The sequence below is a fragment of the Acinetobacter sp. M5A5_2a genome (genome assembly GCF_053345265.1).
The window spans coordinates 44283-59924 of the sequence record NZ_JBKEZV010000001.1; the positions used below are offsets into that span (position 1 = coordinate 44283).

The following is a 15642-nucleotide window of genomic DNA, read 5'->3' on the forward strand; positions in this document are numbered from 1 at the left end:
TTTAAATATTAATTTAAGTCATTGTTTTTATAATAAAATATGTAAAAATCGATCAGGCTTCAATAAGTTTAATGAGAGTGGATATGCCTAAGAAATTTGAGAATTTTAATAATCCTAGAAAGAAAGCACTCGCAGGGATGAAGCAAAGCATTTCAGCTGAACTATGGGAAAAAAATTCAGACTTTTTGTCCCGTTTAAGAGCAAAAATCGCTAACCATGCCGTGTCAAATCATCCAGCAATTGATATTTTAAATAACGGAAAAATTAATAAAGAAAATTTAAAAAAAATTCACTTAGAATATCGTCATGCAATTGTACAAACTTTTACTGATGCACTGCTCATGGCTCAATTTCAAACTAAGCAATTAGAGCCAAGATTGCATGCTGGTGCAAAAATGTTTCCACGTTTTCTTTTAAGTCTAAATATTTTTGATGAGTTTGGATTTCGACCTGGTTTAGACAAAGATGGTTATTATCAGGGAAACCCAGAATATGCTCACTATCCTTTATTTGAAGATGTATTAAATGATTTTGGTATTACGGGAGAAGATCGTCTGACTTATCAACCAAGTGACATTGCAGATCAAGTTAGAGTATTTTTAGAAAATGCTTATCATGACTATAAAGCTGTTTCAGCTTTATTAGCAGTCGCTGAAGAAGAGGTTATCCTTTACAGTCCACCTCTACGTAAAGCAACTAAAGCCGTCGGTTTGGAGGTGGAGGGTGGTGGTTATTATCATGTACATGGTATTTCTGAGGATGAGAGTGCCGAAGCCGCGGATGATGATCATGAAGAAGACTTATGGTATGTCTTGATGCAAGCTTGTACAGAAGAAGATTATAACTATATTGAAAAGATATGCTTAGAGTATTGTGATTTATGGGAAAAGTTCTGGGATACTCAATTAGAACATTCCGAACCTATGCGGAAACAAATCTTAGCTTAATAGATGAAGTAGAAATATTCAGTGCACAAAGAAAATTTATTTTAAAAAAGCTGAAAAATTTGGGAATAAAAATAAATTTTAAAATTTGATAATTAAATTTTAAGTATTGTTTATAACGGTGAACCAAATTCTATTTGAATACATATTAAAAAACCCCATAAACTTTTAATTTATGAGGTTTGGTATTTGGTGGGCCCACCGTGACTTGAACACGGGACCAACGGATTATGAGTCCGCTGCTCTAACCAACTGAGCTATAGGCCCTATAAGCAAGAAAAGCTTTTAATCTCAAGGCTTTTCAGTGCGTGCAATACTAATCAATTTTTTAATTAAACACAAGTCATTTTCTAAAGTAGGCACATCGTAGCCCAAAAAATATTGTGTTGTTTTGGTTAAATATTACAAGCGATAGTGATTCTAGCGTATGAGTACTTCGCGAGTAAAGTGAACTAAGTTATTTATCGATCAATTAGAACTTATTCCAGCCAGCAACTTATAGTGGTAGAGGCTTAATTGTCTTTTCGATTCAAATTATTAATTCTCTTAAAATATATATTGTTTGAAATATAACCAAGTTGTGGGAGATTATTGGAATAATACTGACAAGATTAAGTTAGATAGGTTTACCAAAAAATAGTAGAGCACAAGCTGATTTGTGCATGTATGTATCGTATGCAATTTATAAATTTAGGATTAATTATTTTTAGAACCTATAAAGGACTTTTCCTTCAATTTTTGGAAGTTTGGATATAATCGAAAAATTACTTATAAAATATTGAGAGTCAAAGTTTTTAAAATAAATAATCTAATATATAGGATGAATAAAGCTTTAAAGACGAAAAACAAAAAAAGATGAATAAAAGTGAGCTTATTTTAAAATTAAGGGCTTTATCTCATTTTATTCAAAACATAGAACTTTTAAGTGGAAAAGTTCGAAATTTTTATCATTGAAATTTCTTTCTTTTCCTAATGTGTTTTCTATATAAAACTTAAAGTGTGATTGCTTTCACATGGAATACAAATGATTGTATTTTATTAATTTTATTCTTGACTAAAATGCTAGGTTTTAATAAAGTATAAATGTATTTTATCCAAAATAAAAAACTATTGCTTAGTCCTGAAATACAGTAAGAAGCCTGCTTTTTAAGTAGGCTTCTTGCTTTGTATAATATTGACGGAAATAGGGGCTGAACAATAGGGTAAATCTTTAAAGCAAGCATATTTAATTTGAAGTAAAACTATAAAAAGAGATCAGATGTACTCAGAACTAAAGTATAAGAAATTATAAATTTTCTTGAATAATTTGGATGAGTTCTCGAGCCGCTTTAGATAATGGGCGGTCTTGAAGCCAAATTAAATAAATGGATAGAGGTAAATGATTTTTGGTATTTTTAAAATCTAAAAGAACTAAATGACCTTGATCGATTTTTTCTTGTACTAATGATAAAGGGAAATTTCCCCAACCGAGTCCTGCTTCAACCATATTAATTGCTGTTTGTAGACTATTCGTTTTCCAGTACATTGCACCAATAATTGAACGAGAATCTGTCATTTCATGGTCACTACTCGCTACTACAATTTGCCTAATATTGATTAACTCTTCAATAGAAAACTGCTTTGTTTTTTCTTGTAGAAGACTATGAGTAGACGAAATCGTGGCAACTACTGTTTCAGTCATTACCAATTGCAGATTTTCACGCATTTTTATATTTAGGTCTGAACCTGCTAAGCAAAGACTAATTTCTTCCTTATAAAGTAAATTGACGATGTCATCTTGAGGGGCAGTAATAACTTCTATATTAAGTAATGGGAATTTATCGGCTAATTTTTTTATTGAATAGAATAATAATTTGGTATTTACATCAGAGACAACACCAATACGTAATTTACTTTCAAGCCCTAAAGAAAGTTCATGGGCATGAGTACTAAATAGCCTAAGCTGTTCAGAAATAATGCGAGCCTGTGGTTCTAAAGCTAATGCTGTAGGGGTTGGAATGACCTTACGATGGGTTCGTTCAAATAAGATATAACCTAATTCGGCTTCCAAATTAGCAATGGCCATGCTGACTGCTGAGGGGACGCGATTTAGTTTACGAGCGGCCGCAGAGAAAGATCCCGTATCTAGTACGGTAATGAAGAGTTCAATATTTTCACTGTTAAAATTCATTTTAATATCAGTCAAACTGAAAGCTATTAACTTTATATATGATTTTAACTGAAATTAAAATATAAAGAATTAAGCAGAGTTCATTGATTATGCAAGGTGTAAAGCGTCGAATCGTATATGTTTCTTCTTATGAAGTGATTGGAATGATTATTTCATCAGTAGGGTTAGCTATTTTGGCCGGTGATAGTGTGGAGCATACTGGGCCTCTATCTGTCATGATTACGACCATCGCTGTAACTTGGAATTTTATTTACAATGTTTTATATGAGAAGTGGGAGGCTAGGCAAAGCAGTAATATCCGTACAGTCAAACGTAGGGTTGGGCATGCAATTGGTTTTCAGCTTACCTTAGTTTTATTTTTGATTCCTCTTATTGCATGGTGGATGGATATTTCTCTGATTGCTGCTTTTTGGCTAGATGTAGCCTTTATTATCATTATTCCCATCTACACTTTTATATTTAATTGGAGTTTTGATAAGTTGTTTGGGCTTCCTGCTTCAGCACAGGTTAAAGCATTACAAGAATAGCTTTTCATCAATTTCAATAAGATATCAAAGTCATACTTTGATATCTTATGTTTGGGCTTTACTTAACTTGTTCGAGAGGTAACTGTTTTACAAACTTTAGTTGAGCTCTTTTAGCAAAAAAATAGTAGATCAAAGCTGTAGAGATAAGTCCCACTAGCCATGATAGATCTATGCCTCCCAACATTGCCGCGATTTGACCTGTATAGAATTTGCTATCAATAAATGGTAGTTGAATTAAAATACCTAAAAAGTAGCAAGTAATACCGATTCGATTCCAGCGGCCATACTTGCCATTTGGATCATAGAGCGCATCTACATCACATTCTTCTTTAGAGATAAAGTAGTAATCAACCAGATTAATTGCGCTCCATGGAATAAAAAAAGTAAGTAAAAACAAAATAAATGCTTTAAAAGCACTTAAGAAAGTGTGCTCGCCAATAATTGCTATAAAGGTCGAAATCACAACCATAGCAAGGACAATGAGCAATCTTGTTATTTTTGAGATTTGATTTGTCGATTTGAAACTGTTCCAAACCGTAGCAACACACATAAAACTACCGTAAGCATTTAAGGTCGTCAGAGTAACTTTGCCAAAAGCAATACTAAAATATAAGAAGGTAACAACTAAGGCGATGGGGTTCATGCCAACGACATATTGAACCTCATTTCCAACAAAATTGCCGTTTGCAACTTGAGCAATCAAAACACCTAAGCTCATAGAAATTTGTGAACCCACTAAAGAACCTAAGCCAACGGCCCAGAAAACACGAGATGAAGATGTTTTAGTTGGAAGATAACGAGAGTAGTCTGCAACATAAGGTCCAAAAGAGATTTGCCAAGAAGCAGAAAGTGAAACTGCTAACAAAAATGAAGACCAACTAAAATGACGTACTGCTAAGAGTTCAGAAAAATCAGAAAGAGCTAAAATTTGAGTCAGAATAATAACAAAAGCAATCAAGCCAATAATACTGGCTACTTTGCCTACCACATGAATTAAACGATATCCAATAGTTGCGAATATAATAATCAAACATGCGTAAATTAAGATGCCAGTTGTATTGCTGACATGTGCTAGATGTGCAATAGCTTTACCCGCGAGTACCTCACCAGTTGCAGTAAACCCCAGATACATGAGACAGACGAGTATGATTGGAATACACGCACCATATACCCCAAATTGAACACGACTTGAAATCATTTGTGGAAGGCCAAGTTTTGGACCTTGAGCAGCGTGTAGAGCCATGACAGCAGCACCAAAACACTGTCCCAAAAATAAACCAATAATAGACCAAAAAACATCCCCGCCTAATACAACTGCTAGAGCACCCGTCACAATAGCCGTGATTTGCAAATTGGCACCAAACCAGAGGGTGAATTGAGCAAACACTCCGCCATGTCTTTCATTCTCTGGAATAAAATCAATGCTTCGGTTTTCAATAAAACTGCTATTTGGTTTCTCAGCCGATGAGTCCATTACACTCTCCTTGTCCTTTAAGAGTCCACTCTATTTTTATTAAGTCCGCATTTGTACAAACAAATACAAACATGTATATACAAGTAATTTTAAAAAGAATCAAATACTTTTTGAGGCTGTAGAACCTAAAAGTGGCTTAAATATTTCATAGATAAATAAAAAAATAATTAGACTGATATTATTTTTAATAGATTTAAATGATATAAAAATAATATATAAAAAAGCCCTCTATTGAGGGCCTGACTTTATACATTAGTGTCTAAGATAGCTTGAAAAAAAGTTGGAAGTTCAGAAAATTGGACGAGTTGGGTTTTATCTTCTTGTTTATAATAATATTGATAGTTTGGAGCTTCTGAATGATTATCGAGATATTGAGTTGCATCGGTAAATTGTGCTTTTGCAACGGGTTTGTCTTTTTTAAATTTCACAATAATAGGGTTTACTGAATTTAATTTTACCGGAACACCATTCTCAAATTTAGCAGTTTCAATTAATAAAGAAATTTTAAAATTTCCGAATGTTACACAACAGTGGCCTCCATTTTCTGTTTTAATTTCTTGATCATGAAAAAGCTCTTTAAATAAATTCTTTAAAGATTCTCTATGCTTATCTAAAGCGATTTGAAAATCATGATCTTGTTGTCCAATTTTTTCTTGCTCTTCTTGCAGCAATTGGGCTTGTTTTTCAATGGTGGTGAAATCCAGCTTCATTTTAATATCTCCTTAGATTGTTTTAAAACTATATATGGCAATCTTTTATTAAGTTTTAAAGAAACATATATTATTTGTTACAACGCAATAATTAAGATGAGCTTTTGTGATAAATAATTGAAAATGTAAAAATATATTTTTAAAAATAAAACTTATAAAATTAAAGAGTTTATTAAGTAAATATTTTTTCTATTTTTTTATTTGGAAATGCTGCTACATGATAAACATATGATTTTTAATGTAGCAGCATATTTCCTATTTTGTACAATGTTTTACTATAAGTGGGGTGCCTTTAATTTTAAAAAAACCTCCGCTACTCATTACACCAAACATTACTAAAGCTGTTCCTATCAATTGCCAGATATTGAGAGACTGCCCTGTAAGTAGGGCGATCAGCATACTAAATACTGGTACAAAGTTAAAAAAGACGGAAGCACGTCCGGCTCCTAACTTTTGTATGCCATTAAACCAGAATAGATAAGCAATCATTGTAGAGCAGATAATGACATAACCCATGGCCAAATGTGCATTTACAGGCGCAGAAGTGATGGCTGTAAGAGGATTTTCAAATATCATACTTAACACGCCAAGTGTTATTGCCCCGAACATCATAGAAAAAGTCGTTGTTTCTAGAGGCGTGGCATTTTTTACATAGCGGCGAGATAGAACATTTGCTAAGCAAAATCCGAAAGCCCCTAATAATATAAATAGATCTCCAATGTCTATTTTCAGGTGAAGTAAAGTTGTTATATGCCCCTGACTAATGACGAGTAACACACCACTTAAGCCGAATAAAACACCTAAAAATTTACTAGGGGTAAGTTTTTCACCGTCCAAAATAATTGTCATTAATAGAGTCATCAACGGTGTGGTTGCCATAATTAAGGCCCCATTCACAGCAGATGTAGTCTGTAAGCCATAAAAACAACCTATGTTGAATCCTGCAATGCCGACAACCCCAATAATAAGATAGATAAATAAATTTTGACTTAAGGCTGCCCATCTTAGTTTGCCTGTGATTGAAAAGATCAGAAGTAAGCTTAGGCTTGCAATTGAAAACCGTTCAGATGCGGCAGATAGCGGAGGCATATGTTGAATAATATAAGACATTGCATTAAATGCTGATCCCCAAAAAAACATCGTTAATACAACACCAGCATAGGCATAAGCCACCGTTCTGTTCATCGACAGGCTCCCACTAAGAAAGGTTTTATTCTGGGCAATTATATAAAGGTGTACAATTCCGTATTAATACACTTCTAATGTGAAAATTTGCACAATGATTGATTGGGAAAATTTACATTACTTTTCAGTTTTTACCGAAGAGAAGTCACTGTCAGCTGCCGCAAGAAAGTTGGGCGTAGATCATGCAACTGTATCCAGAAGAATTGCTCAACTAGAACAAAATTTAAAACTCAAATTAGTGGATCGTAGACCACGGACCTACATACTTACCCCGGATGGAGAGCGTCTTGCACAAGTAGTTGCTCGTATGATGGAAGAAACGTTTTCTATTGAACGTTTAACTCAAGCTGGTCAGCAAGAAGTGATGGGTAGTGTTTCTATTAGTATGCCTCCTTTAACGGCTGCGCATCTCATCATGCCTCATCTGGGGAGATTTTATCGACATTATCCCCAATTAAAATTACGTGTACTCGGTGATGTTCATTATGTTTCTTTACAGCATAGTGAGGCTGATATTGCCGTACGATTTGGTCGTCCTAAAGATGAAAACTTAGTTGCTCGAAAAGTAGGAGAAATTCCTTTTGGGATATATGCTGCTCCAAATTATTTAGCTTCAACTGATTCTGAAAGTTATGAATGGATCAGCGTAGAGGTCGGGGGTGTACATGGTCAAAAACAGCAGAAGTTAAAAGAAAGATTAGGCAATAAAGAACCTGTAATGGTTACAAATCATCCTGAACTTCAGTGGAGAGCAGCATGTGGCGAAGCTGGGTTAGCTGTATTACCTGATTTTTTAGGAACACTGAGTAACTTGGTCAGATTGCAAGATGATCATCCCATGAGTGCTGAAATCTGGTTGGTAACCCATGAAGATCTACGACATAGTCCTGCAATACGTGTAGTAATGGATTTTCTGGTGAGTTGTTTCGAGTCTTTTAGAACTTAAACTTGGTTAGTTAAATGCTAACTCTTAGACGTCTGTTTAAAGAAGCTGCCATTTTTCCGCAGCTTCTTTTGAGTTTGGTTAGATCAATACGCTAGGTTAGACTAACTTCTATGCCTTCACGTAAATTAGATTGATCTTGACGAGAGTTTAAATCAATTTTGGCAAAAGACTTAGCAAGTAAACGTCTAGCAGCTGAATTAATAGGTTTTTCTACCCATTTAGGTAATTTTATCCCTAAAGGATTAGTTTCGGTTTTAGATACTTCGGTGGTTACTCTTGTTCCCATAATATAGTCAAACCAAGGTCTGGTAACGCACCAATTAGCATTCTGATTGCTTGTCATGTGGTGATCATAATGCCAAGGAATACGTTTTTTTGCATATTCTGGGTCTAAATGAGACTTGGCATGCACGCGCCAATAATTCCATAAACCATAATAGAGTCCAGCTGTAAAAAAAGGAGCTACAGGTAAAAAAATGGTAGCAGCACCTGCTAATCCAATTAAGGCTGTTTTTTCATTATAAATTTCAGCATTTTTAAGCATAGATTCGGCATAGCCTTCATCATGAAAGCCATTTAAACGGGCACGTTTATGATGTGCGATATGGGTGAAAAATGGACTATTACGATACTGGCTTGGAAACTCATGCAGCCAAACTTTATGAAAGTACCATTCCAAGCCATTGGCTACAAAAACACCTACAGGGAATCCAAGCATATGTGTCACTTCTTCTTTTACAATTTAAAGCCATTTTAAAAGAAGAACGTTTTATCCCTTTGACCTAATAGGCAGTAGACCAATTGCCTTTAAAATCAATTTGATTGTTTTTGTTTGCGTTGTCGATAAGCACTGGGAGTTTCATTAGTCCACCGTTTGAATGCACGTGTGAACGCAGAGGGCTCTGAAAAACCGGTTAAATAAACAATTTGATCAATAGTTTCTTGTGTATTAGCAAGCAAACGTCTGGCAAGTTTTTCTCGATGTTGATTTAAAATCTTTTCATAATTTGTATTAATAGCTTGTAAATCAGCGCGAAGAGTACGAGGGTTGCGGTTTAATTGTTCGGCAATCAATTTTTGATCAAATTGCCCAGATTCAAGTAATCCATTACTAAGCAAACGTTCAATTACATGAATGAGTTGATGCTTTTCTAATGTTAATAGCTGTTGTTCCGCAAGAGTTTCATGAATTTTTAATAATTCTGGCTCAGCAGCTGGCGAGGTCTTATTTAATAGTACACTAGGAAAAACAATAGCACCTTTTGTTTGGCCTAAAATGACGGGGCATTCCCACATCTCTTGATAAGTTTTAGCCGAGGCGCCTTGTTGATAAGGTAGAGTAATATGACTAGGTCTGAACTCATTATTAGTAATATATTTAAAAAAATTAAGGAAAATACCAATCCCACATTCTAGATAATGTCTTACGGGATGCTCAAAACCCGATAATATTGCTTGATCTTCATTAATGGTTAAGGAAAGGCTAAATACATCTGTAAGTAGGGCTTGATATCTTATAGCGCGCTGCAATCCTTCACCAAATGTAGAGCTGCTCAAAAATAGATATTCAATAACCAAACCTCGGAACGGCGGCATTTGCTTACCTACATGTAAGCCAATATCAGGATCTTGGCTAATTTCTTCAGCAGCTGTCCAAAAACGATGTTGGGTAGAATTATCTCTACGAATATTTTTATCGGGTGGTTGATTAGGCAAATTTACACTTGCAAAAATAGATGCTGCATCTAAGCCCATCTTTTGCATAGTCTGGTAAGTCATCCATAAAAAAATTCCAGCGTCTGAAGAATTTTTAGACATAATTTGATGACAACTCTATAAATTATAGCGCATATTCAATCATGATTTTATTGCTGATTCTATATCTCGGAAACTTATATTAGTTTAATGATCAGGAAAGAAACCCGCATCTTCACGTGCTTGTTTTAAAGCTAAGATAAAAGAGGTTAATAAAAGCAAACCTATAAAAAAAAGAAAAAGATCGATGTTACTAATCGCAAAACCTATACTTGTAGCGCCTAGACTTAGTAATAAGATACATAATATTTTCCAAAAAATGAGCATGTTACGTTCTGATAAAAAGTCTAAAGATATTATTGGCAATTGAAGGAGATTTCTAAATTTATTTATGTTTTTTTTATTATAAATTATGTAATTCTGTAAAATTTAATTTTTGATGATTTTGGCCTAAATATTTGAAGTTAAAGTAAATTTAATTTTATTCGACTTGACGAGTGTCTTTTAATTTTTCTTAAAATTAAGTTTATATTAATTATATAGAATGATAATTCTTTAGAAGCACTATAAAATAGCGTTTATAAATTAAATTTATTTTTTTAATTTATTTAAAACAATATGTTATGGTGGTTTTTTAAATTTTTGTTAAAAAAAAGACTTGATCTTTAAGCCGAATTTTGAAATTATACCCATGCAAATTGTGATCTATTTCCCACAATTTGTATTTCAGGTTAAGTGGTTATCACTAATGCTCATTTGCTATTTTTGCTTATGAGCATTTTTTTATGTGATTTTTTAATAGAACTACAAAGTTTAAAAAAATTAGTTTTTTGAGTTCTCTTAGTAGCATTAAGCTTATTTGTTTTTAGTAATTTTATAGAGAATAGTTAATCATATTGAATCGTCACCGTCGCTGTGGCTTTAACCTCACCTGCGGTCACATTGGTGGCAGTCTGATAGTAACGAGCAGTTAAAGGTATATCATATTCAACAGTTTGGTTGGAACTCACCATACCTATATTTAGTTTGCTTGCTTTTTGAATCGGCTGATTTGCTCCATTCATATTCCATAACAGTTCGACACCAACACCGTTGGCTTTGATTGAATTCGCGGCACTGTTGTTAATCACCTGATTATTGGAGGTATCAGAATTATAATCAAAACTTAAGCTGATCGTATTGCTCGTAGCGATACCAGAGTTGTTTTCGCCACCATTACATAAGATTGATAGATTAAAATTCTGTTCCCCTTGGGTTGACCCAATCGCTCTAAAGCCTGATTTCATCACGGTTGGAAGTTGAACTGGTGAATCTACACCATTTTGAATTTCACAAGATGAAGACGCAATAAGAATAGGGGCATTACTTAATACGGTCGTTGTTAAAAATGGGCGGTTCTGTTGTCCTGATACGTAATAGGTACTGTAACGGCCTGCGACTAGTGCTCCGGAGCCTGTTGTCATGGCAGTTTTAATAACTTCCATAACAAAATATCCAGGGGAAAGTGTATATGTTTGATTGGGTGTTAATGTACGTCTATAGGGATAATATCCTGAAAAATCTGAAGCATCGGCAGCTTCGCGATAAAGTCGAATACCAATACCTGGAATATTGGTAGCATAAACATTATTCCCTATAGGACTAATTGGATAATTTAAGGGGAGAGCTGCAATAATTTGATCACTCGCTCGATTACAAGTTGCAGTCGAATTATTAGGAGATACTGTAAAAGTATTCTTTTGTAAGATCGTTCCTATTGGATCATGTGGTTTTACTACGATTTTACCTATATTCATCGGAATATCGACGGTAGTAAATCCTTTACTTAAATTACAATTTGCATTTGTATGGCTATAAGCAAATATACTCACTGCCAAAAATCCAATTTTTTTTAAAATATTATTCATTTACAGACTGCCTTTGTCATAATAATTGGTTGGTTGTTATGCTTTATTTGATCCGCTATATCGTATTCAATTTCGCATTTTTCAGTACTCGTATTTCCCCATTTCACATATAAACGGTCATGGGTTAAGGGTGTTCGTAAATAAATGCGACTGCCTTGCGCGACAATACCTATTACTTCGTTATTCTGGTTGTACACTTGTGCGGCAAAAGGTAGATGTGAGCCATCTAATGTTGTTGTACTAATAAAAAGTGCGTAACCTTTTTTTGTTGAGAATTGAACCTTAGTAATCGAGCCTGCATAAGGGGCAATCCTTAAACTGCTCTCACCAAGTTCAACTTGTGTGGACATATCTTGTGGATCAAGACTGATGTCATTCATACGATAAGGCGTAACATACGGAATAACGGCATATCCCTTTTTGTTAATACTGAGCCCTGGTGTATTGCCGACTTGTGCTCCCGTAGCATCTGGTGCATAGACCAGCACCATGGTTTGAGCCTGATCTGGCCCAAACAGAATTCCTTGGGAATGTGCAACAACATTGCCACTGAAGTTAAGCATTTCTTGTTGGTATGAATCTGCGTGACTTAATGAAGCACCTAGTGTTGTATAGTTTGTTTTATAGGTACCATTAATATTCAGGTTGGTTTGACCATGATCCTGATTAGAAATTGATGCGCCGTAGTTTAAGCGACTTCCTGTAAAGCCACTGAAACTTAAAGTCTGGCTGTCCTCACCAATAACACTATTAAAAGTCAGAGAATTTTTCTTAAAATCTAATGGAAAAGATAAAGAAGCAAGGTACTGCGTATCTTGACCTGTACGATTGCTGCCTTCATTAATCTCGCTGTTAATTGCGGATAAACTATAAGTTAAATCTTTAAATTGATTGCTATAACCTAATTGGAACTGTTTATTGGTCGTGGGTTGATTCCAATAGTTTGTCCATGAACCCACTAAATAAAAATTTCCCCATTGCTTGGGAAGAACTTGATTTAAAGTAATCTGGAATTCACTTTTTTGTTTTCCTACGGAAAAGCTATCAATATTTTGTTGTTGTAAATCTTGAATTAAAATTGCATCACGCAATTTGAGGTAGTTCTCTGTTGAATAGCGATAAGTAGCTAATGTTAAATTAGTATTTGTTGGAGAAAATAGTCGACTGTAACTTAAACGATAACTTTGTCCTGTCATTTTAGATTGATGATCAAACTCAGCTTTTGACTGAGTGGCATCAAAAGAGACGGCTCCAATTGGTGTTGAAAAAGCTGTGCCTAGTAACAAAGAGAAATACTGCTGGGTTGCTTGAACCGCACTATAAGTTGTGAGGTAATTATTAATTCCCCGTTGATACTTACCCTGTATCAGCCATGGAGTTAGGCTAAGGTTTGAATCTCGAAACTGCCCTAAAGTAAAAGAGTATCGACTCATTTGAGGGCGTAGCATTTCGACGACAGAAGCATAGGGAATAGAGAATTTTTGAATTACTCCATTAGATTCAATTACCGAAACTTGTAGCTCACCTCCAAATCCCGTTGGGTAAAGATCATTAATTTCAAAGTTTCCGGGTGGTACCGTTGTCTGATAAATTAAATTGCCTTGTTGCTTAACCTCGACTTTCGCATTGGTTTTTGCATAACCTCTCACTCTGGGAGCGTAACCGAGCATACTGTTTGGAAGCATTCGGTCATCACTTGAAATATTTACTCCCCGATATGGTAAAGAGTCGATAAAATCACTATTAGTAAAATAATCGCCTAAAGTCACAACGCCATGAATTTTCGGAAATGCTTTTTGTATATATGTATTCGTTGAAGTATAAGAAGAATTATCAGTTTGAAAATCAGTATGGTCTTGCCATTTCCATTGTCCATTATGGCGCAATTGCCAACTCGCTAAATTTGCTCCAAGATTCGTCCCCATAAAAGCATATGTACTTTCATTTTGTTCGTTAACTATCCGATAAGCAGTCGCGTTATATGTCAAAAAAGCTGCATTAATACCTCGATCCCAAAAATGTGGGTCGATATAGCCTTGTGCATTTTTTTCTAATGTGGCTTGGGGGATAGAAATATCAATTCTTAAACGAGAGCTGTCAAATAAATAAAAAGCATTATCTATCCAAGTCCCTAGCGCGTCACAAGAAAGAGAGGATGTATGAGAATGTTGGTTAAGCACATCGGCTTTTACGCCATATTCTAGTAACATGGCTTCTGTGAAACAGGTTTCGGCATTTACGTTAGGAGAGCGAGCATTAAAGCGCATACGTCGTTTACCCAGCCATTGACCATTAATATAGACATCTAAGCTATATTCACCAGCTAAGATGGGGTTTCCGTATTTGAAACGACCAATATCAATTTTTTGCGCATTACCTACTAAAAAATTACTATCAAACTCTGCTTTTGAGAAACCTGAAACATCGGTACTATTTTCGGCATATGCAGCCAAAGGCATAAATACCGCAATACTTGAGGCCACATAACAAGTAAAAGGGCTTTTTAAACATATATAAGGTATAAACCATTTAGACATAGTTTTAGAGCCTATTCATGATAGGTATTTAGGTTTTCTTAAGTAATACAGTAAGGTTAGAACTTTATGGGGTGCTCAACTCTTCCACCATAATCATTGATATATACAAAGCTCATATCTGCTAAATTTTTAGTTTTTAGTTTTATTTTATCTTCGGAAAAAGGGGCAACCATTAATCCTTGCTGTAATAAGTCTGTTTTATGGCCTTCACTTCCTTGAAAAATGGAGCTAATAGTCAGGAAAAATGGAGTCGGGTTCTTCACTACTAGATATTGATCATTCATTTTCCATTGAACTTTCTCACTTAGTTGCTCAATATTTTCTTTTAGATTTATAGGGCGATAAAAAAATTTAATGCGCGAACGAACAGCGAGCTGTAAAAAATTATTAGAAATAGTGGTGGTTTGTTCTTGTTTAGTTTTTCCTTCCGGTTTAGGAGGTATATCTAAAACATTAAGCCAAAAAATAGATTCTTGTTGCTGATTTAATTGAGACGTATTAGGTAGAGCTGTAATTCTTAAGGTCTGGCCTTTAGTCGCTTCTACTCGTGAAATCGGGGGAGTAATAATGAAGGGCACATTTGCTTCATCGGGAGTCGACTTTGCATTTCCATCATCGATCCAAGCTTGAACAAGAGAGGGAGCTGTACCGTTATTACTCAGTTGTAAAGTGATCTCACGTGCATTTGAAGGATAAATGACACGAGTTCCATGTAAAACAATTTCAGTATGGCCTGTGGTAGTCAGTGCTACCTGTAGACAAACTAATCCCCAAAAAAACTTACGACCACGAAAAAGCATGAGTCATATTCTCAATAATGAATAATAGATAGGAGATAGCTTCTATCTTTAAATAGAAGCTTCAATTTTAATTTTATTGATAAATAATGGTGTATTTTACTTGCGATGTTACCGTACCCGCAGTAGAAGCACCTGTAGCATAGTATTCAGCATAATAGTTAAGGTCAGCATCACCACCTGCCGAAACATTCACCCATTGTGAGTTGGTCTGAGTCGCATTCGTGCCTGTAGCGAGTACAGGAATTACAGCATTATTACTGCCTAGCAACTGGATATTCACATTTGTTGCGCCGCCTGAAGTTGCTTGGTTTAATAACCGACCAGTATTAAAGTCAACGGTAGCACCCGGCTCAAAATAGGTGGCTACTTTACCAGCCGAAGCACAGTTCGTTAAATTAATTTGAAATGGGGTGCGACCAGCTACATCACCTGCATTTTTTAAGGTTTGAGATGAAACTGTAGGTAGGTTAATTGTTAGATTTTTATCTCCAGTATCAATCGTACAAGTATTATCCGTGACAAGACCATTAATAGTAATTGTGCCATCTGCAGCTTGTGCATTTGTTATATTTAAGAGAGAAACCGCCGCCATAAAAATAAATCTTTTCATAAAATCCCCAGAATAGCCTTTTAAAATAAAATCCATTACTTTTTAGCAAGTTTATTCTGCTTAAGTAAGGCGAAGGA

At 35.0% G+C, this 15642-nt stretch carries 14 protein-coding genes and 1 tRNA gene; 3 read left to right on the forward strand and 12 right to left on the reverse strand.

Going from position 1 to position 15642, the window contains the following annotated elements; translation table 11 throughout:
- Positions 1–83 precede the first annotated feature (83 nt).
- Positions 84–947, forward strand: a complete 864-nt coding sequence (locus ACLBWE_RS00210) for a hypothetical protein (protein ID WP_447600425.1) — start codon at positions 84–86, stop codon at positions 945–947.
- Between the two features lie 187 nt (positions 948–1134).
- Here the strand turns inward: ACLBWE_RS00210 and ACLBWE_RS00215 are convergent.
- Positions 1135–1211 (reverse strand) — tRNA-Ile (locus tag ACLBWE_RS00215).
- 1018 nt (positions 1212–2229) lie between these two features.
- Entirely contained in the window at positions 2230–3114 is an 885-nt protein-coding gene (locus tag ACLBWE_RS00220) for a LysR family transcriptional regulator (RefSeq protein WP_447600427.1), read from the reverse strand.
- 89 nt (positions 3115–3203) lie between these two features.
- Between ACLBWE_RS00220 and ACLBWE_RS00225 the strand changes: the two genes are divergently transcribed.
- Positions 3204–3641 (forward strand): PACE efflux transporter, encoded by a 438-nt coding sequence (locus tag ACLBWE_RS00225; protein ID WP_198078660.1) that lies wholly within the window; start codon positions 3204–3206, stop codon positions 3639–3641.
- Between the two features lie 58 nt (positions 3642–3699).
- On the opposite strand, the gene ACLBWE_RS00230 is transcribed toward ACLBWE_RS00225, so the two are convergent.
- The 3 genes from ACLBWE_RS00230 to ACLBWE_RS00240 form a co-directional block, all read right to left on the reverse strand.
- On the reverse strand, positions 3700–5115 hold the full coding sequence (locus ACLBWE_RS00230) for a purine-cytosine permease family protein (protein WP_447600429.1): 1416 nt from the start codon (positions 5113–5115) through the stop codon (positions 3700–3702).
- A gap of 245 nt (positions 5116–5360) precedes the next feature.
- Positions 5361–5825, reverse strand: coding sequence for a hypothetical protein (locus ACLBWE_RS00235; RefSeq protein WP_003651360.1), 465 nt, complete (start codon positions 5823–5825; stop codon positions 5361–5363).
- Between the two features lie 255 nt (positions 5826–6080).
- Positions 6081–7010, reverse strand: a complete 930-nt coding sequence (locus ACLBWE_RS00240; protein ID WP_447600432.1) for a DMT family transporter — start codon at positions 7008–7010, stop codon at positions 6081–6083.
- Positions 7011–7104: 94 nt separating this feature from the next.
- Here ACLBWE_RS00240 and ACLBWE_RS00245 point away from each other — a divergent pair, with 94 nt between their 5' ends.
- Positions 7105–7956 carry a LysR family transcriptional regulator gene (locus tag ACLBWE_RS00245; protein WP_005047512.1) on the forward strand — a complete coding sequence of 284 codons (852 nt, stop codon included), beginning with the start codon at positions 7105–7107 and terminating at the stop codon, positions 7954–7956.
- Between the two features lie 91 nt (positions 7957–8047).
- On the opposite strand, the gene ACLBWE_RS00250 is transcribed toward ACLBWE_RS00245, so the two are convergent.
- From ACLBWE_RS00250 to ACLBWE_RS00280, 7 genes are all read right to left on the reverse strand, one after another.
- Positions 8048–8674, reverse strand: coding sequence for a sterol desaturase family protein (locus tag ACLBWE_RS00250; RefSeq protein WP_080026919.1), 627 nt, complete (start codon positions 8672–8674; stop codon positions 8048–8050).
- A 95-nt stretch (positions 8675–8769) separates the two neighbouring features.
- Entirely contained in the window at positions 8770–9774 is a 1005-nt protein-coding gene (locus ACLBWE_RS00255) for an AraC family transcriptional regulator (RefSeq protein WP_447600435.1), read from the reverse strand.
- 84 nt (positions 9775–9858) lie between these two features.
- Positions 9859–10038 (reverse strand): hypothetical protein, encoded by a 180-nt coding sequence (locus tag ACLBWE_RS00260; RefSeq protein WP_003651366.1) that lies wholly within the window; start codon positions 10036–10038, stop codon positions 9859–9861.
- Positions 10039–10598: 560 nt separating this feature from the next.
- Entirely contained in the window at positions 10599–11618 is a 1020-nt protein-coding gene (locus ACLBWE_RS00265) for a fimbrial protein (RefSeq protein ID WP_447600438.1), read from the reverse strand.
- Complete coding sequence (locus ACLBWE_RS00270) at positions 11615–14071, reverse strand: fimbria/pilus outer membrane usher protein (protein ID WP_447600954.1); 2457 nt, start codon at positions 14069–14071, stop codon at positions 11615–11617. Before ACLBWE_RS00270 ends, ACLBWE_RS00265 begins: the two co-directional genes overlap by 4 nt.
- 140 nt (positions 14072–14211) lie before the next feature.
- Positions 14212–14955, reverse strand: a complete 744-nt coding sequence (locus ACLBWE_RS00275; RefSeq protein WP_447600440.1) for a fimbrial biogenesis chaperone — start codon at positions 14953–14955, stop codon at positions 14212–14214.
- 73 nt (positions 14956–15028) lie between these two features.
- The gene (locus ACLBWE_RS00280) at positions 15029–15565 is read right to left on the reverse strand and encodes a fimbrial protein (protein ID WP_426453516.1); all 537 of its coding nucleotides are present in this window, start codon (positions 15563–15565) and stop codon (positions 15029–15031) included.
- Positions 15566–15642: the final 77 nt, after the last annotated feature.